Origin of the sequence: Sphingomonas sp. BK481 (assembly GCF_014194875.1) — a bacterium.
Taxonomy (GTDB): domain Bacteria; phylum Pseudomonadota; class Alphaproteobacteria; order Sphingomonadales; family Sphingomonadaceae; genus Sphingomonas; species Sphingomonas aerolata.
This window is the reverse complement of sequence record NZ_JACIAP010000004.1, coordinates 423,566-449,023: the sequence shown is the minus strand read 5'-3', so window position 1 is coordinate 449,023 and position 25,458 is coordinate 423,566. Positions and strand designations below refer to the sequence as shown.

The 25,458-nt window shown below is 63.2% G+C and carries 19 protein-coding genes and 1 tRNA gene; 12 read left to right on the top strand and 8 right to left on the bottom strand.

Going from position 1 to position 25,458, the window contains the following annotated elements:
* Both FHY04_RS11150 and FHY04_RS11145 read left to right on the top strand, forming a co-directional pair.
* Window positions 1-1,382: alpha-L-fucosidase (locus tag FHY04_RS11150; RefSeq protein WP_183936425.1), on the top strand; the 1,382-nt coding region annotated here is incomplete at its 5' end.
* Between the two features lie 133 nt (window positions 1,383-1,515).
* Window positions 1,516-3,564 (top strand): beta-galactosidase, encoded by a 2,049-nt coding sequence (locus FHY04_RS11145; protein ID WP_260171448.1) that lies wholly within the window; start codon window positions 1,516-1,518, stop codon window positions 3,562-3,564.
* Window positions 3,565-3,637: 73 nt separating this feature from the next.
* Here FHY04_RS11145 and FHY04_RS11140 read toward each other — a convergent pair whose 3' ends face one another.
* The 3 genes from FHY04_RS11140 to FHY04_RS11130 form a co-directional block, all read right to left on the bottom strand.
* Complete coding sequence (locus FHY04_RS11140) at window positions 3,638-4,627, bottom strand: SDR family oxidoreductase (protein WP_183936423.1); 990 nt, start codon at window positions 4,625-4,627, stop codon at window positions 3,638-3,640.
* 106 nt (window positions 4,628-4,733) lie between these two features.
* Complete coding sequence (locus FHY04_RS11135; protein WP_183936422.1) at window positions 4,734-5,663, bottom strand: AEC family transporter; 930 nt, start codon at window positions 5,661-5,663, stop codon at window positions 4,734-4,736.
* Window positions 5,660-7,126, bottom strand: coding sequence for an FAD/NAD(P)-binding protein (locus FHY04_RS11130; protein WP_183936421.1), 1,467 nt, complete (start codon window positions 7,124-7,126; stop codon window positions 5,660-5,662). The genes FHY04_RS11135 and FHY04_RS11130 overlap by 4 nt, the downstream gene beginning before the upstream one ends.
* 324 nt (window positions 7,127-7,450) lie before the next feature.
* Between FHY04_RS11130 and FHY04_RS11125 the strand changes: the two genes are divergently transcribed.
* Both FHY04_RS11125 and FHY04_RS11120 read left to right on the top strand, forming a co-directional pair.
* A complete protein-coding gene (locus FHY04_RS11125; RefSeq protein ID WP_260171447.1) occupies window positions 7,451-8,671 on the top strand; it encodes a sorbosone dehydrogenase family protein in 1,221 nt (406 codons plus the stop codon).
* Entirely contained in the window at window positions 8,668-9,546 is an 879-nt protein-coding gene (locus tag FHY04_RS11120) for a hypothetical protein (protein WP_183936419.1), read from the top strand. The genes FHY04_RS11125 and FHY04_RS11120 overlap by 4 nt, the downstream gene beginning before the upstream one ends.
* A gap of 490 nt (window positions 9,547-10,036) precedes the next feature.
* On the opposite strand, the gene FHY04_RS11115 is transcribed toward FHY04_RS11120, so the two are convergent.
* Both FHY04_RS11115 and FHY04_RS11110 read right to left on the bottom strand, forming a co-directional pair.
* Window positions 10,037-10,462: a hypothetical protein gene (locus FHY04_RS11115; RefSeq protein WP_128082073.1), complete on the bottom strand. Its 426-nt coding sequence runs from the start codon at window positions 10,460-10,462 to the stop codon at window positions 10,037-10,039.
* 366 nt (window positions 10,463-10,828) lie between these two features.
* On the bottom strand, window positions 10,829-11,380 hold the full coding sequence (locus FHY04_RS11110) for an FxDxF family PEP-CTERM protein (protein WP_159511226.1): 552 nt from the start codon (window positions 11,378-11,380) through the stop codon (window positions 10,829-10,831).
* 400 nt (window positions 11,381-11,780) lie between these two features.
* On the opposite strand from FHY04_RS11110, the gene xrtV reads away from it, so the two are divergent.
* The 8 genes from xrtV to FHY04_RS11070 all read left to right on the top strand — a co-directional run bounded on the left by xrtV (window position 11,781) and on the right by FHY04_RS11070 (window position 22,842).
* Window positions 11,781-12,674, top strand: coding sequence for an exosortase V (gene xrtV, locus FHY04_RS11105; protein ID WP_311724522.1), 894 nt, complete (start codon window positions 11,781-11,783; stop codon window positions 12,672-12,674).
* 4 nt (window positions 12,675-12,678) lie between these two features.
* Window positions 12,679-13,368, top strand: a complete 690-nt coding sequence (gene epsI, locus FHY04_RS11100; RefSeq protein ID WP_157840487.1) for an exosortase-associated protein EpsI, V-type — start codon at window positions 12,679-12,681, stop codon at window positions 13,366-13,368.
* A 258-nt stretch (window positions 13,369-13,626) separates the two neighbouring features.
* The gene (locus tag FHY04_RS11095; RefSeq protein ID WP_183936417.1) at window positions 13,627-14,487 is read left to right on the top strand and encodes a hypothetical protein; all 861 of its coding nucleotides are present in this window, start codon (window positions 13,627-13,629) and stop codon (window positions 14,485-14,487) included.
* A gap of 1,399 nt (window positions 14,488-15,886) precedes the next feature.
* Entirely contained in the window at window positions 15,887-16,903 is a 1,017-nt protein-coding gene (locus FHY04_RS11090) for an endonuclease/exonuclease/phosphatase family protein (RefSeq protein WP_260171463.1), read from the top strand.
* Window positions 16,904-17,193: 290 nt separating this feature from the next.
* A complete protein-coding gene (locus FHY04_RS22905) occupies window positions 17,194-18,501 on the top strand; it encodes a mechanosensitive ion channel family protein (protein WP_183936415.1) in 1,308 nt (435 codons plus the stop codon).
* Window positions 18,502-18,713: 212 nt separating this feature from the next.
* Window positions 18,714-19,736: a TrkA family potassium uptake protein gene (locus FHY04_RS11080; RefSeq protein ID WP_183936414.1), complete on the top strand. Its 1,023-nt coding sequence runs from the start codon at window positions 18,714-18,716 to the stop codon at window positions 19,734-19,736.
* Window positions 19,737-20,604: 868 nt separating this feature from the next.
* A complete protein-coding gene (locus tag FHY04_RS11075) occupies window positions 20,605-22,593 on the top strand; it encodes a BCCT family transporter (RefSeq protein WP_183936413.1) in 1,989 nt (662 codons plus the stop codon).
* Window positions 22,594-22,638: 45 nt separating this feature from the next.
* Window positions 22,639-22,842, top strand: coding sequence for a hypothetical protein (locus FHY04_RS11070; RefSeq protein WP_183936412.1), 204 nt, complete (start codon window positions 22,639-22,641; stop codon window positions 22,840-22,842).
* Here the strand turns inward: FHY04_RS11070 and FHY04_RS11065 are convergent.
* From FHY04_RS11065 to recJ, 3 genes are all read right to left on the bottom strand, one after another.
* Complete coding sequence (locus tag FHY04_RS11065; RefSeq protein WP_183936411.1) at window positions 22,828-23,172, bottom strand: hypothetical protein; 345 nt, start codon at window positions 23,170-23,172, stop codon at window positions 22,828-22,830. The genes FHY04_RS11070 and FHY04_RS11065 overlap by 15 nt on opposite strands.
* 351 nt (window positions 23,173-23,523) lie before the next feature.
* A tRNA-Glu gene (locus FHY04_RS11060) sits at window positions 23,524-23,598 on the bottom strand.
* A 47-nt stretch (window positions 23,599-23,645) separates the two neighbouring features.
* Window positions 23,646-25,397: a single-stranded-DNA-specific exonuclease RecJ gene (recJ, locus tag FHY04_RS11055; RefSeq protein WP_183936410.1), complete on the bottom strand. Its 1,752-nt coding sequence runs from the start codon at window positions 25,395-25,397 to the stop codon at window positions 23,646-23,648.
* Window positions 25,398-25,458 lie beyond the last annotated feature (61 nt).

The following is a 25,458-nucleotide window of genomic DNA, read 5'->3' as shown; positions in this document are numbered from 1 at the left end:
ACGTTGTCGTCCATGGCGGCGTGATCGACCCGGCTATGCCCGGAGATCAAGGCGGCTACGCCGCTGAAGCTACACCACGCGGTGGGACACGATCTGTCCCCGGCCACCCGCATTACGAGCATCATCTCAAGACCTACGGCCATCCGTCGGAGCACGGCTACAAGGACCTGCTGCCGTTATGGACCGCGGATCGGTTCGATCCGGACGCGCTGATGGACAAATATGCCGCCGCCGGTGCCAAATATTTCGTCTCGATGGCGGTGCACCACGACAATTTCGACCTCTGGCGTTCCAAGCATCAGCGCTGGAATGCGGTGGCGATGGGGCCGAAGCGCGACGTGGTGGGGGAATGGAAGGCCGCGGCCACGCGGCGCGGGCTGCGCTTCGGCGTGTCCGAACATCTCGCCGCGAGCTATACCTGGTGGTATCCGAACCAGATGTACGATCAGTTCTGGCCGAAGCTCGGGCTGGACTATGACGGTGCCGATCCCGCCAACGCCGATCTCTATCACGGCAATCGCGACGAGCCTTACCGCAACACGCCGGCCTCCTGGTACACCACGAACGCCACCTATCAGCGGCACTGGTTCGACCGGATCGTCGATCTGGTCGACAGCTATCAGCCCGACCTGCTCTATTCGGATGGCGGGCTGCCGTTCGGGGCCGTAGGCCGCGCCCTTGTCGCGCATCTCTACAATGGCAGCATCGCGCGGCGCGGCCGGCTCGAGGCGGTCTATACCTGCAAGAATTCGGGGTCTGGAGAATTCCACCGCGAGGCGTCGGTCGAGGATGTCGAGCGCGGGGTGCTCAAGGGCATCAATGCGCTGCCGTGGCAGACCGATACGTCGAATGGCGACTGGTTCTTCAACGACCGCCACCCCTACAAGACGACCAGCCAGATCGTCACGATGCTCGCCGATATCGTGAGCAAGAACGGCAACATGCTGCTCAACGTCGTGATTTATCCCGATGGCAGCCTGCCACCGGAGTCGGAGACGTTGCTCGCCGAACTGGCGCCGTGGATGGCGGTCAACGCGCCGGCGATCCATGGCACGCGGCCCTGGAAGATCTTCGGCGAGGGGCCGACCGAAACCGCCGCGGGCATGTTCTCGGAAAAAGCGGATTACACGCCGCGCGATATCCGGTTCACGACCAAGAAGGATCAGCTGTTCGCGATCACGCTCGGCGAGCCTGCCGGGACCGTGGCGATCGCCGCGCTGGCGCTTGGCAACCCGCACGAGCCGCGCGGGGTGCGGGCGGTCCGCCTGCTCGGCCATCGCGGGCCGATCCGCTTTCGTCAGACCGGGCAGGCGCTGGTGATCGACGTGCCCGCGGCACTCCCGACCCGCCACGCCAGCGCGTTCCGGATCGACTTTGCCTGAGCGTCAGGTCCCCGCGTCACCGATCCACGCATTCGCCAGCTTGGCGCAGTACCGGCGCCCCCCGACGGGGGCCACCGCTTCGATAAGGACGACCATCTCCATGCTACGCCGCCGCGCGCAATCCATTGCCCTGATGTTGACCCTTGCAACGGCGGCGCCGGCGCTGCTCGCAGCTCCTGCGGGCGCGCAGAGCGCCGCCGGCCATCCCGGCTGGCCCGGCAAGGGGCAGCTGTTCGTCGGCACCTGTTATCAGCCCGTCGACCGCAGCCCGGCGCAGATCACCAGCGATATCGCGGTGATGAAGGCGGCCGGGTTCAACATGGTCCGGATGGGCGATCTGTCCTGGGACTATTTCGAACCCGAAGAGGGGCGGTTCACCTTCGAGCGCTTCGACGACGTGCTGCGTCAGATGCAGGCGGCGGGCATCCGGGTCATCGTCGACATTCCGGGCCAGCCGGCACCAATCTGGCTGCACAAGCGCTATCCCGGCGTTGACATCGTCACGCAGGACGGAGTGCGGGTCAACGCCGCCTCGCGCTACTGGGACAATATCAGCGATCCCGATTATCGCCGCCTCGCCGGTCGGCTCGCCGAGCGGATGATGCAGCGTTATGCAAAGCATCCCGCGGTGATCGCGCTGGGCTATGACAATGAGATCGGCAATGGCCAGATGTCCTATTCGGCGGCGGACCGGGATCGGTTCGTCGTCTGGCTGAAGCAGAAATACGGAACGGTCGATGCGCTCAACACCGCATGGGCGACGCAGCGCTGGTCCCGCCGGATCGGCGACTGGGATCAGGTCGACCTGCCCTATGGCCGGGGTCCGGGACCCAATGAGCGCTATCTCGACCTGCGCCGCTTCTGGTCGGACGACACGATCGGCGCGTTGAAGGACCTCGAATCCATCCGCAAGCGCTTTGCCCCGAACCTGCCGGTCGCGTCGAACTTCTGGCCGACGGCAGGGACCAAGGGGTTCGATTATCTCCGGTCCTGGGAAGATGTCTCGACCTATGGCGCGCAGGGATTTTATCCCGGCGACCCGCTCGGTGCGGGGTTTGAGGTCATGATGAACCGGGCCGGGCACCAGACGCCGGTCTGGTTTAACGAGTTCACCGCGGGTGGCGGGGGCTATTACGGCACGCCTGGGCGGTCGCGGATGTGGGCGTATTTCGGGCTGCTGCATTATGCACAGACGGTCCTCGCCTGGACCTTCAATTCTCATCTCGGCGGAGAGGAGCAGGCCTTGTTCGGGCTGGTCGACCATGACGACCGGCCGTCGTGGAAGGTCGGCGAATTCGCGCAGATCGCGCGCGAGTTCCGCCAGCTCCAGACGATGGGTTTCCCCCGCTACGACCCGCCGCAGGTCGCGGTGCATTATTCGTTCGACACGATGTGGCTGACCAGCCCGCCGCCGGGGCCGAACACCACGCCCGAATATTTCAAGACCGACTACACCACCGCGGTAAAGGCCGCCTTTGCGCCGCTCTACCGAGACAATATCGATGCGGCGGTGATCGATATCGGCCACGACCCGATCGACAGTTACAAGCTCGTCATCGTGTCGAGCGCGTATCTGGTCGATACGAAGATCGCGGCGGCGCTTCGCGGTTACGTCGAGCGGGGCGGCACGGTCGTCATGACGGGCTATTCGGCGAAGGTGGACGCGACCGGGAAATGGTTCGGCACGCCGTTGCCGGGCGGCATGACCGACGTGTTCGGGCTGCGGACCAACGCCTTCTACCGATCCGAACAGCCGCTCCGCGTCCGCTTCGAGGGCCGCGAACTCAGCGGTACGGACCCCTATTACGAGGTGCTCGAGCCGAGCACGGCAAAGGTCCTCGCGCGGTTCGAAAACACGCCCGACAAGAGCCCGGCGATCACCGTCAACACATTCGGCAAGGGGCAGGCGATCTATCTCGCGACCGCGGCGCAACCGGGGTTGATCGATCCGCTGATTCGGTCGCTCTACGCCCAGCTGAAGATCCGGACGGGGCCGGCAACTCCCGACGGGGTGGTCGCACGGACGGTCGAAGGACGGACGCTCTACGTCAATACGACGCCCGGTGCGCTCAGCGTGGCGATGCCCGGCGCAAAGTCGGGTATGGCCCGCGACGTCCTGACGGGGCGGAAGCTGCCCGGCGCGCTCGACCTCGCGGGCTATGGCGTCGCCCTGGTCGAGTAAGGGTCGTGGGGGGGGGGGGGGGGGGGGGGGGGGGGGGGGCGGCCCCCCCCCCCCCCCCCCCCCACAACACTCGTCAGGCAGGCTGGCCGTTGCCGCCGGTCGACCCGAAGATCTGCCCGGTAGAATAGCTCAGCGACGGATCAGCCGCTGCGACATAGAGCGCGGCGATTTCGGCCGGCTGGCCCGCACGCGCCATAGGCGAATCGCCGCCGAAGCTGCGCAGCTTTTCAGGCGTCGCGCCGCCGCTGACCTGCAACGGGGTCCAGAACGGGCCCGGCGCGACCGCATTGACGCGGATACCGCGGCTGGCGACCTGCTTTGCCATGCTCTTGGTGAAGTTCAGCACCGCCGCGCGGGTGAGTGCATAATCGACGATGTCGGGCGACGGGTTGCCGGCCTGTTCCGACGAGGTGTTCACGATCACCGCGCCTGCACCCATTCGCTCGAGCGCGGCCTTGGTCAGCCAGAATGGCGCGTAAACATTGGTCTTCATCGTGTCGTCGAAATCCTGACTCGAAATATCGGCGATGCCCGGGCGGGTCTGCTGGCGCGCGGCATTGTTGACGAGGATGTCGAGCCCGCCAAGCTGTTCAGCGGCCTGCTGCACCAGCTTGCGGCAGAAGCGTTCGTCGCGCAGGTCGCCGGGAATCGCGACGGCCTTGCGTCCCTCCGCCCGGATCAGCGCGACGACTTCGCGCGCGTCGGGTTCTTCGGCCGGCAGGTAGTTGATCGCGACGTCCGCGCCCTCGCGCGCATAGGCGATCGCCGCAGCGCGCCCGATCCCGCTATCGCCGCCCGTGATCAGCGCCCGCTTGCCGGTCAGCTTGCCCGACCCCTTGTAGCTCGTCTCGCCATGATCGGGCCGCGGCGTCATCTTCGACGCGAGACCCGGCCAGGGCTGACGCTGGACGGGATAGGGCGGCTTGGGATAGGCGGCAGCGGCAGGCGTCGGCGCGGCGGGCTTGCCCCCACCCTGAGCCGCAGCGGCAACGGTGGTCGCGGCGAGCGCGCCCGCGGTGACGGCGGCGCCCGACACGAAGGTGCGGCGTGTTGGATCGGTCATGGTTCAGCTCCCGGGATGCGTGACATCCAAAGCGCCAACCGACTGTGTCTGTTCCGGATCCTATCGAGATTGTTTCAGGGCGCGCATCCGGCGCTTTGCGCAATTCCTAACTCGGTATCGCCGAGTGAAACACGCCGACGACCAGCAACACGAGCACCAGCGAGACGACGCTCGACAGTGCGACGAGGACGGCCGCGGCCTTGCGGTTCGTGTCGAGGAGGGTCGCGAACAGCGTGACGTTGCTCGCGATCGGGAACAGCGCGATCAGCCCGACGATGACGCGGTCGCGAGGCGCGAGGATGCCGATGAACGCGGCTTCGAGCGCAAGTGCGGTGGCGATCAGCACGAGTCCGCTGGCCTGCCTGACGCCGAGGATCCGCGTCATCATCCGGGGCCGCCAGTCGTCGCGACCGGTCTCGGCGAGATTGAGGCCGATGACCGCCATGCCGAGAACTGACACCAGCGTACCGGCGACCGACAGGATCGGCGACGCCGCCTCGGGCATCGTGACACCCGCCGCCTTCGCGATGATCGCGCCGACGATCACATAGACGACGGGTACGCGCAACGCCTTGGTCGCGGCCTTGCGCGTACCCTCCTTGGTCCGCGCGATCAGGAAATAGCCGATCGTGTCGCCGTACAGCGCGCTGCCGATATAGGCGCAGATCACCGTCGAGACGCCGACCTCGCCGAAGAGCGCCTGGCTGACGGGCACGCCGAAGAACGCGACGTTGAAGAACGAGAAGGAGGCCGACAGCAATTTGGGATCGAAATCGTCGCCGAGCCGCTTGGCCAACCGGTGGGCAGGAATGCTCATCAGCGCCGCGACCGCGAACATCAGCGGGGGGATCACCAGCAACTGCTGCGTTTCCGCGCCGAGCACCTTGTCGATGACCAGCAAAGGGATGAGGCCGAAGACGAGGATGGTCGAGAACAGCTTCGCCGCCCAGGGCACACGCGCCCCGACGCCCCAGGCGAGCAGGATCACGCCATAAAGCGGCAGCAGTGCCGCCGCGATGTTGCCGAGCGCGCTCATTGCTGGCGCAGGATATCGTCGATGGCGCGGCCTGCGCACTCGACGTTGAACCAGACTGCGTTGGTGTCGCGCAACTCGCCGTTGAGCAACTGGCCGAGCGCGTAGATGCGTGGTGCGTCACGGCTGGCCGATATGATCCGGCAGGTCGCGCGGTGTGCGATGGCACCACCGACCGGGTGTGGTTGCAGCCAGTCCTTGGCGAGCAGATCCTTGACGAGCGTTTCCTTCATCTCGGCGAGGGTGGTCGCCTGGCCGGTGGCGTTGACGACGACCGGCGTCTCCAGCGTGTCGCCCGTCGTGAACCGGACGACGAAGCCGGTGCCGGTCGGGCTGGCGACGGTTTCATCGACCCGCCCGCGGACGCTGAGCTGCCCGCGCGTCATCGCATCGGCGAGGCGCCGTGCGTTCACCATCGGCGTGACGAACCGCGCCGCGGCGAAATGCGGCGCCAGCCATTTCCCGAACCGTTTCTGGTCGGCGGGTCGCAACAGGTTCCAGATCGCAGTGGAATCATGGCGGGCGGCGGTCAATATGCGCTGGAACGGCTCGTCGCCGGAGTCAGCCGCGGCGATGTCGTGGAGCAGGGCGGCTTGGGCGTCACCGTCGGCGCGATCCTCGGCCTGCCAGTCGATCGTCCGTCCCGCGGCAGTCTCGGCCTCGATGCGGAAGAGGCGGAACAGGTCCACGACCGAGAAGGCGGCGCCGCGTTCGCGGATATGCCGGTGGACGTTTTCAAGCGTGAGATGCTGACGGTCATACCCCGTCTCGGGTGCGGGAATTTCGACCCGCGGCAGCAGGCCTTCCTTCGAAATCAGGTGGATATGTCCGCGGTGCCCTTCATCGAGCAGCGTCATCACCGCGTCGATCGCGCTGAGACCGCTGCCGAGGATGACGACGGACTGATCGCTGTCGATCCCCCTGGTCATGCGGTCGGAGGGGTAGGGCGAGTCGAAATAGCCGGGCTTGCCGTTCAGGGTGCCGAACCGGTCGGGATCGGGGGTGCCGATCGTCAGAAGAACGACGTCCGTCGCGATCGTCGATCCGTCCGAGAACGTGATGGTCGCCGCATCATGGTCGCCCTCGATGCTGACCGCCTCCTGATGGTGGATCCGGACATCGATCCCCGCGCGCCGCGCCTGGTCGAGCGCCTCGTCGAGGACCTCCTGCATGTAGAGGCGATATTCACGGCGCTCGGGATATTCGACGCCATCGGGATCGAGCGGCGTCCCGGCTGCCGCGCGCCGCGCCTCGAGCCAGGTCCGGAAATGACCCGGCTCGCGGTCATAGAGCCCCATGAGACGCGATTCGGTGTTCAGGCGATGCCCTGGTTGTTCCGTGCCGAAGGCCAGACCGCGCGCAAGCTCGTCGTCCCGCTCGACCAGATGGATGATCCATCCGTCGCCCGGATCATAGCATAGTCGCGTGACGGCTTCGGCGAAGGCGGCGACGCCACAGGCACCCATGCCGATAATAGTCAATGTTTTCGGCATGATATCCCATTCTCTGACGAACGGCGACAACGCTCGGGCGCTATATGGTGCCACGGCCGAGATGAAAATTTTGTCATGTCGGCGGCGCCTCGTTCCGGCGGTGGTTCGGTGGTTTTGTGGTGGTCACCAAGGCTGTTGCCGAGAGGATTGGTCGCGACATCGCCAAATTAATCCGCGGCGCTGGCAGCTTCATGGATATCGTTGATTGTGAGACGGTTACACTCTTGTCATGTTCCGGGAGACATTATGAGGACGATCCTTGCCGCCGTCAGCGCATTGGGTTTGGCAGCTGGCGCGATGGCCCAGACCCCACCGCCGGTGCTGGGTCTGAAGACGCAGGCCGAGCCCTATGCGACTGCGTCCGTGGTCAACCATCCCAAGACGATCGGCTGGCCCGACGGGCGCAAACCCGTGGCGCCGCGAGGGTATGAGGTCATCAAGTTTGCGGGCGGTCTGGACTATCCGCGTCAGGCGCTGCTGCTGCCCAACGGCGACATGCTGGTCGCGGAGGCGCGCACGAAGCCCAAACTGGATGCCGAACCCGACGTTCAACGCGGTCAGGCGCTGTCGAAGACGACGGGCTTCAGCGCCAACCGTATCACCCTGTTGCGCGATGTGGACCGCGACGGGGTCGCGGAACAGCGTTTCGTGCTGATCGAGGGGCTCAACCAGCCGTTTGGGATGCAATATGCGAACGGGCGGCTGTACGTCGCCAATACCGACGGCGTCGTCAGCGTTCCGTTCTCGCCCGGCCAGACGCGCGTGACCGCAACCCCGCAGCCGCTCGTGTCGCTGCCCGCGGGGGGCTACAACAATCACTGGACGCGCAACCTGTTGCTGAGCCCCGATGCGCGGACGCTGTACGTATCGGTCGGCTCCGCCTCGAATGTCGGCGAGCATGGCATGGACGAGGAGAAGCGACGAGCCGCCATCCTCGCGATCGATCTGCGTACAGGGCGCGAGCGTCTTTACGCGTCGGGGCTTCGCAACCCGGTCGGCATGGCCTGGGCACCCGGCACGAACACTTTATGGGCGGCGGTCAACGAACGCGACCAGCTCGGCGACGATATCGCGCCCGACTATCTCGTCGGCGTTCGCGACGGCGGGTTCTATGGATGGCCTTACAGCTATTACGGCAAGCAGGATCCGCGTCACGCCAATACCAAGCGCGAGTTGCTGGCGACGACGTTGCTTCCCGACGTTGCCGTGGGGCCCCATGCCGCAGCGCTGGGCGTGGCGTTCGCCAAGGGAACGTCCGCCGCGCAACAGGTCGCCTATGTTGCGCGGCACGGATCGTGGAACCGGTCCGCGTTCATCGGCTATGACGTCCTCGCGGTCCCCTTTGCCAATGGCAGGCCGACCGCCGCGCCGCAGCCATTCCTGACGGGGTTCGTCGCGAACGAGAAGACGGGCGAAGTCTATGGTCGACCGGTGAGCGTGCAGACGCGCGACGATGGCGCGATCTTCGTCATCGACGATGCCGGGGATACCGTCTGGCTGGTGCGACGCACCGCGTGACTGCAAAGGCGCTGATAGTTCTGGCGGCGATGTGCGCCTGTATCGATGCGTCCCGCGTTTCGGCGCAGACTGTGCCGTTCATCGATACCGAAGACGCGACGCTGTCCGAGGTCGATGTCGGCGATGGGACGGTCCATCCGATCGTCACGGTCGACGTCCGCAACGGCGATTATGCGCGCGGCGCCTATGACGACGATGATGTCGGCCTTGGCAGAGTCCCGGTCCATCTCTCGGTCGGCGGTGCCGCAGTGCTGACGCGCTGCGCGGACGGGCAGGGAGTCCTGTTCCTGGTCGGGCAAAGCTCGAACGGCTTTCACGCGCCGCGCGCCGACGAACGCTCGCGCCCGCGCAGTTGGTATGAAAGCAACACGATCGTCGGTCTTGCATGGCGACCTGTCGAGGGGCTGTCCGCTGCGGCCGCCTATGCCATCAAGGCCAGCCCCAACGGGGTGGCGAGCACGACCCACGAGGCCAGCCTGACGATCCTATACACCGGCGATAATGCGGTGGGATTTCTCGCGCCGCGTTTCGCCGCGACGAAGCGGACCAAAGGCGAGGGGGGTTTTTACACGATCGCCGGCATCGCCCCCGCGTTTGCGCTGACACGGGGAAAGGATGGCCCGACGCTCACGGTGCCGGTCTCGGCCGGTGTCGGCTGGCGCGGCTTCTATGCGGCGGACAGCGGCGACAGGGTATATGGCAGCGCCGGGGTGGCGGTCGCGCAGCCCGTCAAGATCGCCGGCGCCACGGCATCGTTGCAGGGCGAAATCCTCGCCGTGGTCCGTGACCATCAGCTGGCCCGGCTCGACGCTTCCGGTGGCACGACCGCCGATGTCGTGCCGTTGGCGACCCTGTCGATCACCATGGCCTGGTGACTTCCGCGCGCAAGCGGTTGCCGCCTCCCATTTTGGCGGCGAGGCTCGGGCGCCCTTTTCACGGGTGAAGGCTCCGAGAGCGTCAGTGCATCATCATGCGCGCAGCAAATTGAAATTCACAATTTGCGGTTAATGCACTTTAAACCGCTTGCAGTCGCAATTACGAAATGAATTTGCTGCATATGTCTCCTTGTCGAAAGACAGACACTTTTTCAATGAGGGGGATTCACATGCGCTACTGGCCAATCGGCAAGCCCATCAGGGGCTAAACAGTCAACAGCCTGTGCTCTTATATTCTTTAATTAACGCATCCTGCACGGCATAATGCAATGTGTTACTAGAGAAATAGTAAGGCGTACAGGAGTGATGACTGGCAAATATTGTCATGAATAAAATCATGAGCCAATTTGCGATATTGGAATACCGTGAAGCCCGATAACGGCTGAACTCGAAAATGCCCGGCTTACCAAGCCGGGCATTTTTTTTGCCATCAAGACCTGGCCATAGCCTTTACCGGCATTTCAAAGGTGAATGCCCGGGGAACAAGCCCAAGTACTTTTACAGCCTTTTGCATGGCTTCGTTATGAGTCGATATCGTGAAGTGGATTTCGGTGAACCAACCGTTCAGATGAGTTTTCCGAAATCGCGATAGCACGGCAGCAAAGGCTGCGGGAGCGGTAGGCGAACCCCACGCGAACGTAATTGTGAGCGTTCGATCATCATGGTCCTCGCCCCAATTGATACCGCCAACGCACGTTCCGCTTTCGTCAAAAGCCAGAATTGCGGGATGATCCCATTTGCATGGGGGATATCTCAGCCAGCCATTCTGCTGATGATCAACACCCGCGGCGTAGGCCGCTCTCAGGCCTTCTTTGCTGTGTGCAAGTTTGGTAACATGCTCCAACCGTAAACTCATGTTACAGCTCTCCGCCTGTACTTGAGGATCTAGAGATCGCAGAACTGCGCACACGGGTGCTCATTGCCACTCGCAGCCGCCTACCTGGCTGGGAGCGGTTGTCGACCGATGGGTGCCGATACCAGGCCTTGTGCTTAGTAACTGGCGGCATCCATTCAGGCGCGTTCGCGATCTCGGGGTTTGTGCCTTTGGGCGCAGCATGGACCATCCCGCCTGCCCAAGTATCGATCAACGGCGCTGGTCGCGCCGCATGGATCCTTTCGTCGACCCGTCCGCGCCGTAGACTAAACAAAAACAGCCGCCAACCTCGAAAGGTTGACGGCTGCCTTCACACAGATGGGCGCTGGGACCAGCTGTGAAATGCGCTTAGGCGAATGCGATCTTCGCCTGGCGACGACGAACGCGCATCGATGCGCCGATGCCGCCGATACCGAACAGCATGATTGCCCAGGTACCAGCCTCGGGAACTGCTGCCGTCGGCTCGAAGGTTGCGGTGCCGGCATAGGAGCCGTTGCCACGCGACATGCCGTTGACGACGATCTTGTTCGTCGCACCCGACGTGATCGCGACGTTGTTGATCTCGAAGAACTCGGCGTTGCCGACGATGGTCTTCGTGGCTGCGAAGCCATTGATGAACACCGACAGGATGTCGAGATCGGTCGAGCTCGTCAGGCGCGTGGTGTTCGTGCTCAGCGTGCCGCTGGCCAGACCAGTCTGATCGATGATGAAGTTGAAGGTATCCGTGAACATGCCCGACGCAATGCCCGAACGACCGAAGTCTGCCGAAACAGTACCGTCCGTGATGTCACCGCTTACGGTGAACTCGGGGTTGCCCGGAACGAAATCCGCTGCGTGAGCTGCAGGGGCCATCGCGAAAGCCGATGCGAATGCCATGGTCGAGAGTAGTAGACGCTTCATGATGGTTCCCTCTATTTGATACTTAACAAGCTGTTACCGGGGGGCATGGCGATTCGCAAACCGATATAACGCTGAGATTCCCCCATGATCTCAATAATGTCCAAGTTTGGGACAATCGGCCTTCCTTCGTCGCAGACGGGGCCGGAAGGCACGTTCCGCTTCGAGCACCGCTAGGCCTTATGCCCTTCTGGGGGCCGGCCCCCAGGCAGCCGGAAAGCGCGATTTCGGCGCATGGGCGCGCGCTGCGTGATAGGGGTGGTATGGCCTCGCCTTGTCCCGGGGCGGTACGGGTGGCCTATCAACGGTGCGGGCGATGGCATTCTCGGCGATCGTGGCGATGGCTTTGAATATTGGGTAAAAGACGCTAGCTTTACCGCTCATAAGTCGTCGGGAGAAATGCGTGATACGGGTAGAGGCGCGGCCGCAGCCAAGCGGGTCGTGGACTGACGTCGGTAGCGGCCTGGCGTGCTGGACAGCGCGGTGGTGGCCGCTTCTGATAGGATTGGCGTGCCTCATCCTGCCGACAGTGAGCCGGCTGGCGACCGTCAGCTGGTCCACCGAACAGGGCGCGCACGGGCCCATTATCTTCATTTCCGCGCTGTGGCTGATCTGGCGTGCGCGGCCGTGGGAGGTCAGCAAGCGCCAATCCTTCCTTCCTGTCGGCTTGCTGCTGGTCCCCGCGCTGCTGCTCTATTCCGTAGGGCGAATTACCAGCATCTTGGCGATCGAGGCTCTGTCCCTCTACACCGTGATCGTAGTATTATTATGGACTTATCTCGGTAAGGAGGCACTCAAGAGGCTGTGGTTCCCCCTGGTGTACCTGCTGTTCATCATCACGCCGCCGGAGAACTGGGTTTTCGTTGCTACGCGTCCCATCAAGGACTTGATCTCCGATGCTTCCGTAAACTTGCTGGCTGCATTCGGTCTCCCCATCGGGAGTACCGGAACGGTCATCCAGATTGGCGGATATCAGTTGCTGGTCGCGACGGCGTGCTCCGGGATAAACTCCCTGATCGGCATTTGTGCGTTGGGCGTTTTCTACGTTTATCTTCGGCATGGCAATGCACCCCGCTACGCGATATTGCTGATATCGCTGATGATACCACTTGCCATCGCGGCAAACTTTCTACGGATCATCATACTGGTTCTCATGACCTATTACATATCCGAGGAGGCCGCGCAGGGCCTGGCGCACGAGCTGGTCGGCATGGGCATGTTTATCCTGGCATTGCTTATGCTGCTGGGACTGGATGCGGTGCTGCATCCTATTGTTTCACGTTGGGCCCGAAAGTAACGACATGACAATCGCTCGATTTACTCGACGAGAAGCTGCCCTGGGTCTCGCCTTCGGCATAACCGCAGGCGTCACCTATGCTCGACGCCCTACCGAGCTCGTCGTTGCCATTCCTTCCGGAAACCTGAACGACGCCATTCCAAAGCAAGCAGCACCTTGGGCGATGGTGCCGGATGTCAGCTTTGTTCTACCCCCCGAGGATGAAGCAAAAGCGGCAGCCGTCTATGAGAAGCAGCTGATGCGCAGTTACGGTGCCGATGGCGCTCCGCCCATCATGCTTCTGATCGCCTATGCGTATCGGCAGAGCGGCATGTTGATGGTGCATCGTCCTGAGTCCTGCTACCCCGGATCCGGTTTTACGATCACCGATATACGAGACGTGGATATTCCTCTGGGCAAAGGCATCAGTGCACCAGGGCGCTTCCTAACGACCGTGCGCGATACCCGTACAGAGCAGGTTCTTTATTGGACTCGACTGGGGAATCGTTTCCCGGTGTCGTGGGACGATCAGCGACGGTCCATCGCAATGCAGAACCTGGCCGGCCTTGTCCCAGACGGGGCGTTGATACGATTTTCGATCATCGATCCGGATGCCAAGGCTGCAGAGGCAACCATGATGGGCTTCGCGAAAACATTGTTCGAGTCCTGCGGCGCCTCTGGCCGCGCACTTCTCGCTGGCCCGATCAACGCATAGGCGATGAGGGTCGCAAGCCACTGAATATATCGTCAAGTCTCGCCGCGACCATGAATATGGTGGGAGCGGCGGCGCCCTCATTGCCACGTCACTTGCTCAGCGCGCACAGCAAATAGCACCACACCGTATCAACCGGCTTTTCATCCATCGATCGCCGCAGGTATAAAACGCGCAAGCCCTGCAAAAACCACGACGCTTAACCAGTTCTATACGGTTCCCATCTCGTTTCCTTCTGTATTATGTCTAAGGTAATTGCTTATGTCAGCATCCTCCAGGTTCCTCATCACCAAGTGGCAAACCCTGTCTGCCGCAGCACTCGCACTCACGCTGGCGGCAGCGGCCTGCAATAAGGCCGGACCGAGCGGTCAGACGGTTGCTACGGTCAATGGCGAAGCTATCACGCAAAGCGAACTCAATTTCGAGCTGGGGTTGAGCGGGGCCAACGCGCAAAACTCGAAAGACCTTCAGCCAAAGGCCCTGCAGGCCCTTATCGATCGAAAGCTGGTTATCCAGGCCGGCGAGCGTGATGGTCTTTACAAGAAGCCGAACGCCGTTCTTGCCGTGGAGCGTGCCAAAAATATCGTGATGGCGAACCTTGCGCTGCAATCGGTCGCAGCAGGTGTACCTCAACCGGTCACGACGCGCGACGTCGAGACGTATCTAGCGAAGCATCCCGAACTGAGTAGGGAGCGCCGGACATTGTCGGTGGAACAGATTCGTTTTCCAGCACCAAATAATCCGAGCCTGATCGCGGCTATGAAGCCGGCAAAGACACTGGCGGAATTGACAGCAGTTCTGGATAGCCGGGGCGTGAGCTATCAGCGGGCAACGGTGGAACTCGACAGCGCAAGTCTGGATCGTAACGCACTCGGTCGATTGATGACGACGGTGAACGGTGAGCCTCTGGTTATTCTCGAAGGTGCAACGGCGATCGCCAATCATGTCATAAGCGTCCGTCCAGCCGAAGCGAGCTCTGCTGCTATCAATGAACTCGCCAAGCAGGGGATCGCACGTGACCGCATCCAGGCAGGCATCGTTCAGCATCAGGCGGCGCTGCGGAACGCGGCGAAGATCGAGTATGCCAAACCCCTCGATCCCAAGGCGAAGGCTTCTCAGTAATTCCTATTGAAGGCTCTTTCGATCGGCGCCCGTTGGCGCGGAGTGCGTCAGCCTCCGCTACAACGGGCAAGGACGTGCCGCTGACGTCCGCGACAGAAGGGACTCTGCGGATCTGACATGCCGCTGGGTGAAGTTTCGTCTGAGGGCAGTAGCGTCGCGGACGTATGCGGGCGCGGCCGCGATGCCGTGTCGACTCTATGTCAGGCAAGTGTCGCCGGCTTGGATAGGACCGGCCGACGTATCGCGGATTGCACCGTTTGCCGGTGGACGTCCCGGTGCGATCAGGCCGTCGTTCACGCCGCCGCACCGACCCGCGGCGCGATCGTAATACGTAAAATGATGAACTTGTATCGCCCGAAGTCTGGTGAACTGACCGCTTTGCGGTTCGGTAAGGTCGCGCCGATGCGGACCAAGAGTGCCTCGCCGCCTTTGCGTGCGATCCTGCCTACGCGCTGGAAAGCAGCGAGTACTTATTCTCGGTGTGTATCAAGCCGAGTTCAAGTACGGCGTTCACTCTGTCGAGCAGCGTCAGCCACCTGATAAGATCCGCGAATTAGCGCTGGGTGAAAGGGCCCTGAAGAGCCATCGGCGCCGTCATTCGGCGCTAAATTACCGGTTACCGCGCAATGTGGGCAGCAGGAGGTAAAGATGATTTAGATTATGGTCGGCAGAGCATGTCTCATGCCTGGCGCCAACATCTTCGGTATCATCACAGCAACCCTAAGGCGGCTGAAAACCGTCAGACAGGCTATTCCGATCCAGAAGTTATCCGGGATAAGAACTCAGAAGCCGTAGCCTGTCGCAAGAATGAATCTTTTCCAGTCGATTCATCATAACGTAAAAAAACTGTAACAATTTTATCAATGCCATAGCATGCAAAAACAAAGGACGACCCACTATCAGATAGCGAGTCGTCCTTTATGTTCGACTTAACCCTTGAAAGGCTTGCCGTTCTGCCAATAACGCATAAAATTTCCTTTGAGTTAAATGGATTATGCTGCCGCCCCGCGGCAAGACCGTCCTGCCCGGTCGTGGTTAATATGGCAATCTACTAAAACCGAGTCGGGATCCAATATTCGTTGAACAGAGCGTTTTGGCCGACGAATCGGTGGAACTCCCGTTACTAGGGTGACGACTCGTTAATCAGTGTTACACCAGGCCCGTGGTGGCGAGGTCGATTGCAGAGAGGAAGGCCTTCGGGCATCGATCGTCGCGACCGACGACGCCGCGCCCGTCTCTAAAACGACCGAACATGGCCTCGATACGGCTCCGGCTTCGGCAGCGGCGCCGGTGATATCTCGGCCTGAAGGTCATAGGGCTTGGTCCAAGGCAAGGCCGCTCTTAGGCATCAGCAATGCGGCTAGCTACATTTCCGATCCGTGCCCTCACAGGCGTATTGATGCTCGTAACCGGGCTCAGCATCATCGAGTCCAATGAATGGTGGATCAGGATCTGGGACTTTCCCCGGGTCCAGATACTCGGCCTCCTGCTCTTGGGCGGAGGCTTGGCGCTGTGGCTGGATCGGCAGGCAGGACGATGGATCGCGTTGGGGTGCGCCGTCGCAGCGGGGTGGCAACTGTATCGCATCTATCCGTATACACCGCTTGCGAAGACGGAGCTGGCCTTTGCGGATGATGCCTCAACCGCGCAGAGCCGGTGTTTCGGCGTCCTTTCGCTGAACGTGTTGGAGTCCAATCGAGCCTATGGGCGAACGGCGCGGCTGATCGACCGGGTTCGCCCCGATATCCTGCTATTGATGGAAACCGACCAGCGTTGGGCCGATGCATTGGCCAAGCAGCTTGCGCGCTATCCACACTGGCTCGAACAACCGATCGGCAATACCTACGGCATGATCTTCGCCACGCGGCTGCCGATGCGCGATGGGCGGATCGAAACGATCGCCCAAAAGGATACGCCGTCGGTCCATGCCGAGCTGACGGCCGGTGATCGATTTCGCGTGATAGCGCTTCACCCGCGTCCGCCCGTTCCCGGGCAGGATACCGAGACACGCGACGCCGAGATCGCGATCGCGGCGAGTCGTGCCGCCCGTACGAAGTTGCCGGTATTGGCGATCGGCGACTTCAACGATGTCGCATGGTCGCACACCTCGCAGCTGTTCAAACGCGTCGGAGGCTATCTCGACGCTCGGATCGGCCGTGGCACGTTCGCGACCTTCCCCGCGCGCACGCCGCTGCTCGGTTGGCCGCTCGACCACATGTTCGTCACACCCGAGTTCAAGGTGCATAGCCTGGAGGTGCTGGAAGATGTGGGTTCAGACCATCTTCCGATACATTTGCGTCTTTGCCTGACCGGCCGGTCAGGCGCCAACAAGGCTCCTGAAGCAGTGTCGAATGAAGACCGCAAGGACGTTAAGGAGGTCCTGGAGGAGTATCACGAGGAGCAGCGCGAGCGGTAAGCCAAGCTCACCAATTTGACGTACATGATTGGGGCAGAGCCGTTGCACGACGACCACCTCAAGACATTGGTATCTGACGAACGGCTTTGGCATCGCATGACAGGGCAGGGGGCACAGAGATGGTGCCGAGCAACTCGCCCGTCCTTCGCGCTGCTTCACCAGCGATCCCTTGCCCGGAATGGCGCAAACGGCACGGCGGTAACGCGCATGACGTACAAGGGCTGACCGGGGTGCCAAGTCCGTTTAACAGGGATCCGGCGACCAGATGGGAATGACGCTGTGATTGTCGGGTGACCGACGCCGACGAGATGGCATTGGAGAACCGGTTGGAACATGATGCCTGGTGGCAGACCTATCTGGATCAATGGACGGCGCTGCCGTTTCATGACCTGATCGCGGCTGTCGCGATCCTGAGCACGGCCCTTCTGCTGGGTATCGTTGCAGCGCGTCTTGCTTGTAGATACCTCCTGCCGGCCCTGGCGCCGCGCCACGCGGACGTGGTCGCGCCGCGCCTGATGGCGATTACCCGCGCCGGCGTGACGGCGCTGGTCCTGACGGCATTCCTTGGCGTTCGGGGGCTCAACCCCGGCGCCGATCTCCTTCTTGCGGCGGGTCTCGGCATCGCGGTCGCGGCGCTGGCCTATCAGTTCGGCCGTGCGCTCGGTCTTCGGAGCCGACCGGCGTCGCTGATTGCCGCCACCCTGTTTCTCATCGTGCTGGCAAGTCGACTGGGGGGCCTGACCCCGTTGATCGCGGGGCTGGACCGCGCGAGCATGGGGGTCGGCAGCCGCCGTATTTCGCTGCTCGACATCGTCAACGCGGTCGGCTTGTCGCTCCTGCTGTTCCTCGCCGCTCGCGCGCTGCTCGGGCTGATCCTGCGCTGGATCGGGCAGGCGCGGCTGCTCGACGCGGCGCAACGCGTGCTGTTCCAGAAACTCGCTCAGATTGCGGTCGTCACCGTCGCGATCTTCGTCGGTATCGATCTTCTCGGCATCGATCTTACGGCGCTGGCCGTGTTCTCCGGCGCGTTCGGGCTCGCGATCGGTTTCGGCCTGCAGAAAACGCTCGGCAATCTGATCGCCGGCCTCATCCTGCTGCTCGACCGATCGATCAAGCCCGGCGACGTCATCGCGGTCGGCGATACCTTCGGCTGGGTCAACAAGATCGGCGTTCGCGCAGTCTCGGTGCTGACCCGTGACGGCAAGGAGCATCTGATCCCGAACGAACGGCTGATGACCGACGAAGTCGAAAACTGGTCTTTCTCAAGCCGGGACGTCAGGGTTCATGTCGGGTTTCGGGTGTCGTTCGATTGCGATCTGCGACTGGCGCAGAGGCTTGCCGTCGAGGCCGCGTCCGTCTCGCCACGTGTGCTGACCGAACCCGCCCCTGTCTGCTGGATCAAGGAATTCGGCGACAATGGGGTGGAATTCGACCTGCGGATCTGGATCGACAGCCCCGAGGCGGGGGTTGGGAACGTCACAAGCGACGTGTTCTTTCGCATCTGGGACCTGTTCAAGGAACACGGCGTCACCATCCCGGTGCCTCAGCGCGATCTCCGTTTTCACTCTACATCAGGCGAGCAAACGCCCCCGACCTAGGCCACTGCCGCAGTGATCAGGGCGCCCGTTCGATAAAGCGGGGCACTGCTCCGCGGCGTACGGCGCTGATTCTGTTCGGGATCCTTATGTCGATCCACCGTAGGCGATTGCAGACAGGCGCTGTCGAGAGTCTGTAACCTCCCCAAATGCCAACCAATCGAGCGGATCACCGAAAGACTTCACAGCGGCACAGCGGAGAGGCAAGAGACGGCATGCACACTGACGATGCAGACACGGTGCACTATCGCCTGCGCCGCCAGAGTCGAACCCCGGCGTGGCTGGCCCTGTCGTGGCGGGCGCTGGTCGCGTTGGCGCTGATCGGCATCGCGCTCGCGGTGCACTGGTTCGATCGCGACGGTCTGCGGCAGAACTCGGGCGAGCCCGTGACGTTCGCCGACATCCTGTATTTCACGATGATTACCGTGACGACGGTCGGCTACGGCGACATCGTGCCTGTGACCCAGCAGGCGCGGATGTTCGATACCTTCGTCGTGACGCCGATCCGGCTCTTCGTATGGCTCATCTTTTTAGGTACCGCATATGATTTTCTGCTCAAGGGCGTCTGGGAGAAATGGCGTATGTCGGTGATCCAGCGACGCCTCGAAGACCATGTCGTGGTCGCCGGGTTCGGTACGAGCGGATCTGAGGCCGTCAGCGAACTCATCCGTCGCGGCGCCGATCCGGGCATGATCGTCGTCGTCGACGAGCGCGCCGCGGCGTTACGCACGGCGGAGAGTTGCGGCACGACGGTGATGGAGGGAAACGCCACGCGCAACGCCGCGCTCGAGGCAGCCCGTCTCTCCAAGGCCCGCGCGCTCATCGTTTCCGCCGGCCGTGACGATACCTCGATCCTTATCGTGCTGACGGCGCGGCGGATCGCGCCCGATCTACCGATCAGCGTGGTGATCCGGTCGGAGGACAATGAAGCGATTGCGCATCAGGCCGGCGCAAACGTCGTCATCAATCCGGCCAGCTTCGCCGGCCTTCTGCTCGCCGGGTCCACGCACGGCGCTCACACCGCCGAATACATGGCCGATCTTGCCGCGTCGGGCGGGCGTGTAGTCCTGCGGGAACGCGAGGTCGCTGCCGACGAGGTCGGCAAACCGCTTGCCGCCATCGCCACCGGGCTCGGCCACCGCATCTATCGTGGGCATCAGGACTTTTGCTTCTGGGAACCCGAGGCCGCCCGTCTGGAAGCGGGCGATATTATCGTTGAGGTTGTCCCCCGGCGCTAAATTACCGCCACGTGTCCGGCCAGCGCCGTTTTTGGCGGAGGCACCTCATCTACCGGATCCATGGCGTTCTTCATCAAGATAGGGCGAGGCCTCGTTTCGATCGCCTGACGGCCGAACCGAAATCGTCGCCGGTCGGCTGAAAAATGGCGGATTGGCCGTTCGGATCCGGCATGATGATCGAGATGTCGTTGCCCCCTCGGACGTCGGCTTGCGGCCAGAGGGCGGTGCGTACGGCCCCATGATCATCGAAGGCTCAGAGGCTGTTGTGTCGTCCAGCAACGGTAACGCGCGACACGGGGAATTGCTGGTCAGGGCGCGCGAACTCAATGGCGGTAAACGGGCACTTCTGCTGCGCCTGCGGGCTATGATCAGGGCGCAGCGTTCAGGCTGGAGATTCCTGCCGAGCCAAGACAGAGAGAAATACGGCTTTCGTCCGAGACGACCGCGCTTCGCTTCCCGCGCGATTACGCATGCCGAGGGCGAGACGTATCGATAACAAGTTTCAGACACCGTCCATCGCTTGTCGAGCTCGATCGACGCGCCGGCATAGAGGTCGGTTTCGTACCAGCCCGGCAGGGCGCCATCGTTCGGCTGGCCGAGCCCGGGCTTCGACCCCTGGATACTGTTCCATGTTCCGGCAAGCACACTGGCCTTCTTCTCAGCCGGCAGCATCGTCTCGGTCGGACGCTCATCGCTTTGTTTAGCCAGGCGTCCTGCGCTGCCGCCGACGACAGCACCACCGACAGGGCGAGGCCGCAAGCGAGAGGCCGGGCCAATCGTTTCCCCATCGTAACACTCGTTCGCAACTGACAAGGCTCAGCGTCGTTCCTTTCACTGGACACGACATTAACCATGAATAGGAGGTACATTGACCGAGCCGGTACCGAATGATGCGGGACAGCCAGCAGCGGGACGCAAGGCGGAGATCAATCCACCTGTATTCTTCGTTTCGGCAGGCCTGATCCTGGCCTTCGCCCTCTTCGGCGCACTCGCCCCGGAGACCGCGAACCGGGTGTTCACGACCGTGCAGGCGCTGATCGTCGCGGATTTCGGCTGGTTCTACATCGCCGCGGTCGCGGGGTTCCTGATCTTCGCCATCTTCCTGATGTTCAGTCGTTATGGCGATGTGAAGCTCGGGCCCGACGACAGCGAACCGGATTACAGCTACCTGTCCTGGTTCGCGATGCTGTTCAGTGCGGGGATGGGCATCGGCCTGATCTTCTTCGGCGTGGCCGAGCCGATCCAGCATTATGCATCGCCACCCGTGGGCGAAGGGAAGACGATCGCGGCTGCACGCGAAGCGATGGTCCTCACCTTCTTCCACTGGGGCCTGCACGCCTGGGCGATCTACATCGTGGTCGGACTGGCGCTTGCCTATTTCGCGTTTCGCCGCGGACTACCGCTCACCATCCGCTCGGCACTCTACCCGCTGATCGGTAAGCGAATCTACGGCCCCATCGGCCACGCCGTCGACATCTTCGCGGTGCTGGGCACGATGTTCGGTGTTGCGACGTCGCTTGGTCTCGGCGTGCTGCAGGTGAATGCCGGGTTCAATTACCTGTTCGGCCTGCCGACGAGCATCCCCGTTCAGCTCGTCCTGATTGCCGCCATCACGGGCATGGCCACGCTGTCGGTCGTCGCCGGACTGGACAAAGGCGTGAAGCGCCTGTCCGAACTCAACATCATCCTGGCCGGACTGCTGCTCGCCTTCGTCCTCGTCACCGGGTCGACGGTGTTTCTGCTCCAGGCCTTTGTGCAGAACATCGGCACCTATCTCGGCGAAGTCGTGCCGCGCACCTTCCGCCTCTACGCCTATGAACCCAACCCGTGGCTGGGCAATTGGACCTTGTTCTACTGGGGTTGGTGGATCGCCTGGTCGCCTTTCGTCGGCATGTTCATCGCCCGCATCTCGCGTGGGCGAACGATCCGTGAATTCATCGGCGGCGTGCTGCTGGTGCCGACCCTTTTCACCTTCCTCTGGATGACGGTGTTCGGCAACACCGCGATCGCGCTGGACATGGCGGGTACGGCCGCCATCGCCGACACCGTCGCCAACAATCTGCCGGTGGCGTTGTTCGAGACACTGGAGCAGCTGCCCTTCGCAACGATTGTCTCAGGTATTGCGACACTCTTGATCATCACCTTCTTCGTCACGTCCGCGGATTCCGGGGCATTGGTCATCGACATGATCACGTCGGGCGCGGCGGAGAACCCGCCAGTGTGGCAGCGTGTGTTCTGGGCGGTATCCGCGGGCGGCGTCGGTGCGGTGCTGCTGGTCGCCGGTGGGCTCCAGGCCCTTCAGACCGCCGCGATCGCCAGTGCATTGCCATTCGCGGTGGTGATGGTGTTCATCTGCTATGGGCTGCTGCGCGCCCTGCAGACCGAGGGTCAGGAAGCGATGGACCTGTCCTCCGCGGGTTCCGATCCGATCGCCCAAACGCCGTTGAGCTGGCAGCAGCGCCTCGCGACCATCACGCGCTTCCACGACAAGCGTGAGGTTGCGGCGTTCCTCACCGATACGGCAAGCCCGGCGCTCGACGCGGTAGCGGCACAGATGCGCGACAGCGGCCTCTCGCCAACCCTCGTTCAGGACGAAAACCAGGTCGAACTTCGCATCCCGCACGGCGAGCGTGGCGAGTTCCGCTACGGGGTTCGGGCACGCGGCTTCCGCCAGGCAAGCTTCGCCTGGGCGGCATCGCGCAAGGCGAACGAACAGGAGCGTCTCCACTACCGGGCGGTGGCGCATTCCTCGGAGGGAGAGCCCGCGCATGATGTGACCGGCCTGAGCGACGAACAGCTGATCAACGATCTCCTCAACCGGTATGCGCGCTTCCGCCACGCCCGGCGGATGACCTGAGCGAGGGCTGTTCGCCGACCAGGAGCCGCCGCCGCCGAGAATGACATGCCGAACAGAGAGAAGATCACGGACAGTTCCAACGAGCGCGCCATCGACGAGCCGATTACCGGCATCCCGCAAGACCTCCCCGATGGCGTGCTCTCGCCTGGCGAGGACCCGCCGAAGGAGCCAAGCGACGAGGACGTTGCGTGGGTCGCGGCCAAACTCGGTGCGCCTGACCAAACCAATAACTTCCTAGATCTGCGATAGGCCTGGTTTTTCCGGGTCAATCGGCGTGACGTCGTCGGCAGGTTCGAAGCGCAGGGTCCACCGGGGGTAGCCTTCCGGTGAAATCTCGATGTCGGGCAGGCCGACCGGGTCCGAGCCGGTTTCTACCCATCCAGCGCCATGGCACCGATCGCAGGCGGTACGCTTGCAGCGGAAGCTTACGAGATCGATCTCGGTATTCCATTGGCCCCGGCCTTTGCAGAATGGGCACATGGCATCCAAGCTCCCCTTACGGGGCTGGATCGGAACGATGTCGAAGGCGTGGGGGCTGTCTGGACCGTCGCAATAGACGATGTTGCTGGCGTGAGGCATGCGCCGCAGTCGCGGAACAGCCGTCTCAATGCAATACGGCCTTGGTGCGCTCAGCGACCATTTATCAGGTGGTGATCCCGTCTCGCGCTGCCTGATCTCGGCAGGCATCCGATAACCAGCACGGCGCGCTTCCTACGCGCCAGGAACGGGTTGGTTCTTTCAAACACCCTGTCCACGCCGTATTGCCGATGACCCCTCGGACACCCTCCGCAACGATCATTCGAAACTGCGAGAAACGCGATCTGCCGCGCTCAACGGAATGCGGTATGCGACGCCATCTGTAGCACTGGGCGCCTCGCGAGGCGTTGATTCTATCGCTATTTCGCCAATCTCTGCCGCTTGGCGATGAGATGGTGACCCCTACGGGAATCGAACCCGTGCTTCAGCCGTGAAAGGGCCGCGTCCTAACCGCTAGACGAAGGGGCCTGCGTGGTTGGAGGCGCCTAAGGCCAAGTGGCTGGCCCGTCAACCCTTCAATCGGCCCAAGCAGCATCTTCGACGTGCAATTCTGCTGCGGGGCGCGATGCCCAGTCGTCGATCTTGGCGCGACCCGCGAGCCAGAGCTTGCGGTGCGGGGCCGCGCCGAGCAGCGCCTGGCCGAGCGGCGTCTCGGCGGCGCGGAACGCCATCGCCTTGACGCTACGGCCATCGTCGCCCGCGACGATCGTGCGGACATGGCCATTGCCTACCACATCCGCCTTGATCACGCGGACCGGCCCCATCGCAACGCGCGGTGCGGGCCAGCCCATCCCATAGGGGCCGCCTGCGTCCATCGATTCGACCAGCGCAGGATTGACCCCGCCCGCGGCAAGAACAGCATCGAGCAGCAGTGCGCGGCCGTCATTCGACTGCGCCACCGCCGCGGCGAGCCGCTCCTCGAGGAAATCGGCAAAGGCCGGGATCGCCGCTTCTGCGATCGTCAGTCCGGCCGCCATCGCGTGGCCGCCCCCCGACACGAGCAGGCCCTGCTCGCGCGCCGCCATGACCGCCGCGCCGAGATCGACGCCCGGGATCGACCGGCCCGATCCCTTGCCGATGCCGTGTTCGTCGATCGCGATGACGATCGCGGGCCGACCGAGCTTTTCCTTCAGGCGACCCGCGACGATGCCGATGACGCCGGGATGCCAGCCCTGTCCGGCGACGACCGAGACGCTGCGGTCGCGACTGGCGAGCAGGTCGGCGGCCTCCTGCACCGCGGTCTCGATCGCGCGGCGTTCCTCGTTGAGACGGTCGAGCTCCTCGGCGATCCCGCGCGCCTCGTCGGGGTCCTGCGTGGTCAGCAGGCGGACGCCGAGATCGGCGCGGCCGACGCGCCCGCCGGCGTTGATCCGCGGCCCGAGTGCGAAGCCGAGGTCGGTGCAGGTCGGGTTGCGCGTCAGCCGCGACGCCGCGATCAGCGCCGCGACGCCGATGTTGCGGCGCGCGCCCATGACCTTCAGCCCTTGCGCGACGAACGCACGGTTGAGCCCGCGCAACTGCGCGACGTCGGCGACGGTGCCGAGCGCGACGATGTCGAGCCGGTCGATGAGCTTGGGCTCGGCGCGGTTCTCAAAGAAGCCGCGCGTGCGCAGCGTGCGGACGAGCGCGGCAGCAGCGAGGAAGCACATGCCGACCGCAGCGAGATGGCCGTGTGCGGCGCCCTCGTCCTCGTCGAGCCGGTTGGGATTGATGAGCGCCAATGCGTGCGGGAGCGCAGTCGAGCATTTGTGGTGATCGATCACGATCACGTCGACCTTTGCATCGCGCGCGGCATCGAGCGCGTCGAACGCCTGCGCGCCGCAGTCGACGGTGACGATCAGCGAGGCGCCTTCGCCTGCGAGCCGGACCATGGCCTCGCCCGACGGGCCATAGCCCTCGAGCAGGCGGTCGGGGATATAGGCGCGCGCCTCGATCCCCAGATCGCGGAGCACGAGGATCATCAGCGCGGCGGAGGTCGCGCCGTCGACGTCGTAATCGCCGAAGATCGCGACCTGTTCGCCCGCCTGCACCGCATCGGCGAGCCGGTCGGCGGCGCGGTCCATGTCGCGGAAGATCGACGGGTCGGGCATGAACGCGCGGATCGACGGCGTGCGGTGCGCGTCGAGCGCCTCGCGCGGGCAGCCGCGTGCGAGAAGGAGCTGGGTCACCAGATCGTCGCCGCCAAACCCGTCGCGCGCGTCTGCGGCGAGCGAGCGCCAGCGCCAGGGCTGGCCGAGGATCGAGGAGGTTACGCCGAGAACTGTCATGCGCCGGAGGTAGTGGCTGCGGGGGGATTGTCGAGCGGGTTCACCGAAGCGGGCAGGCGAT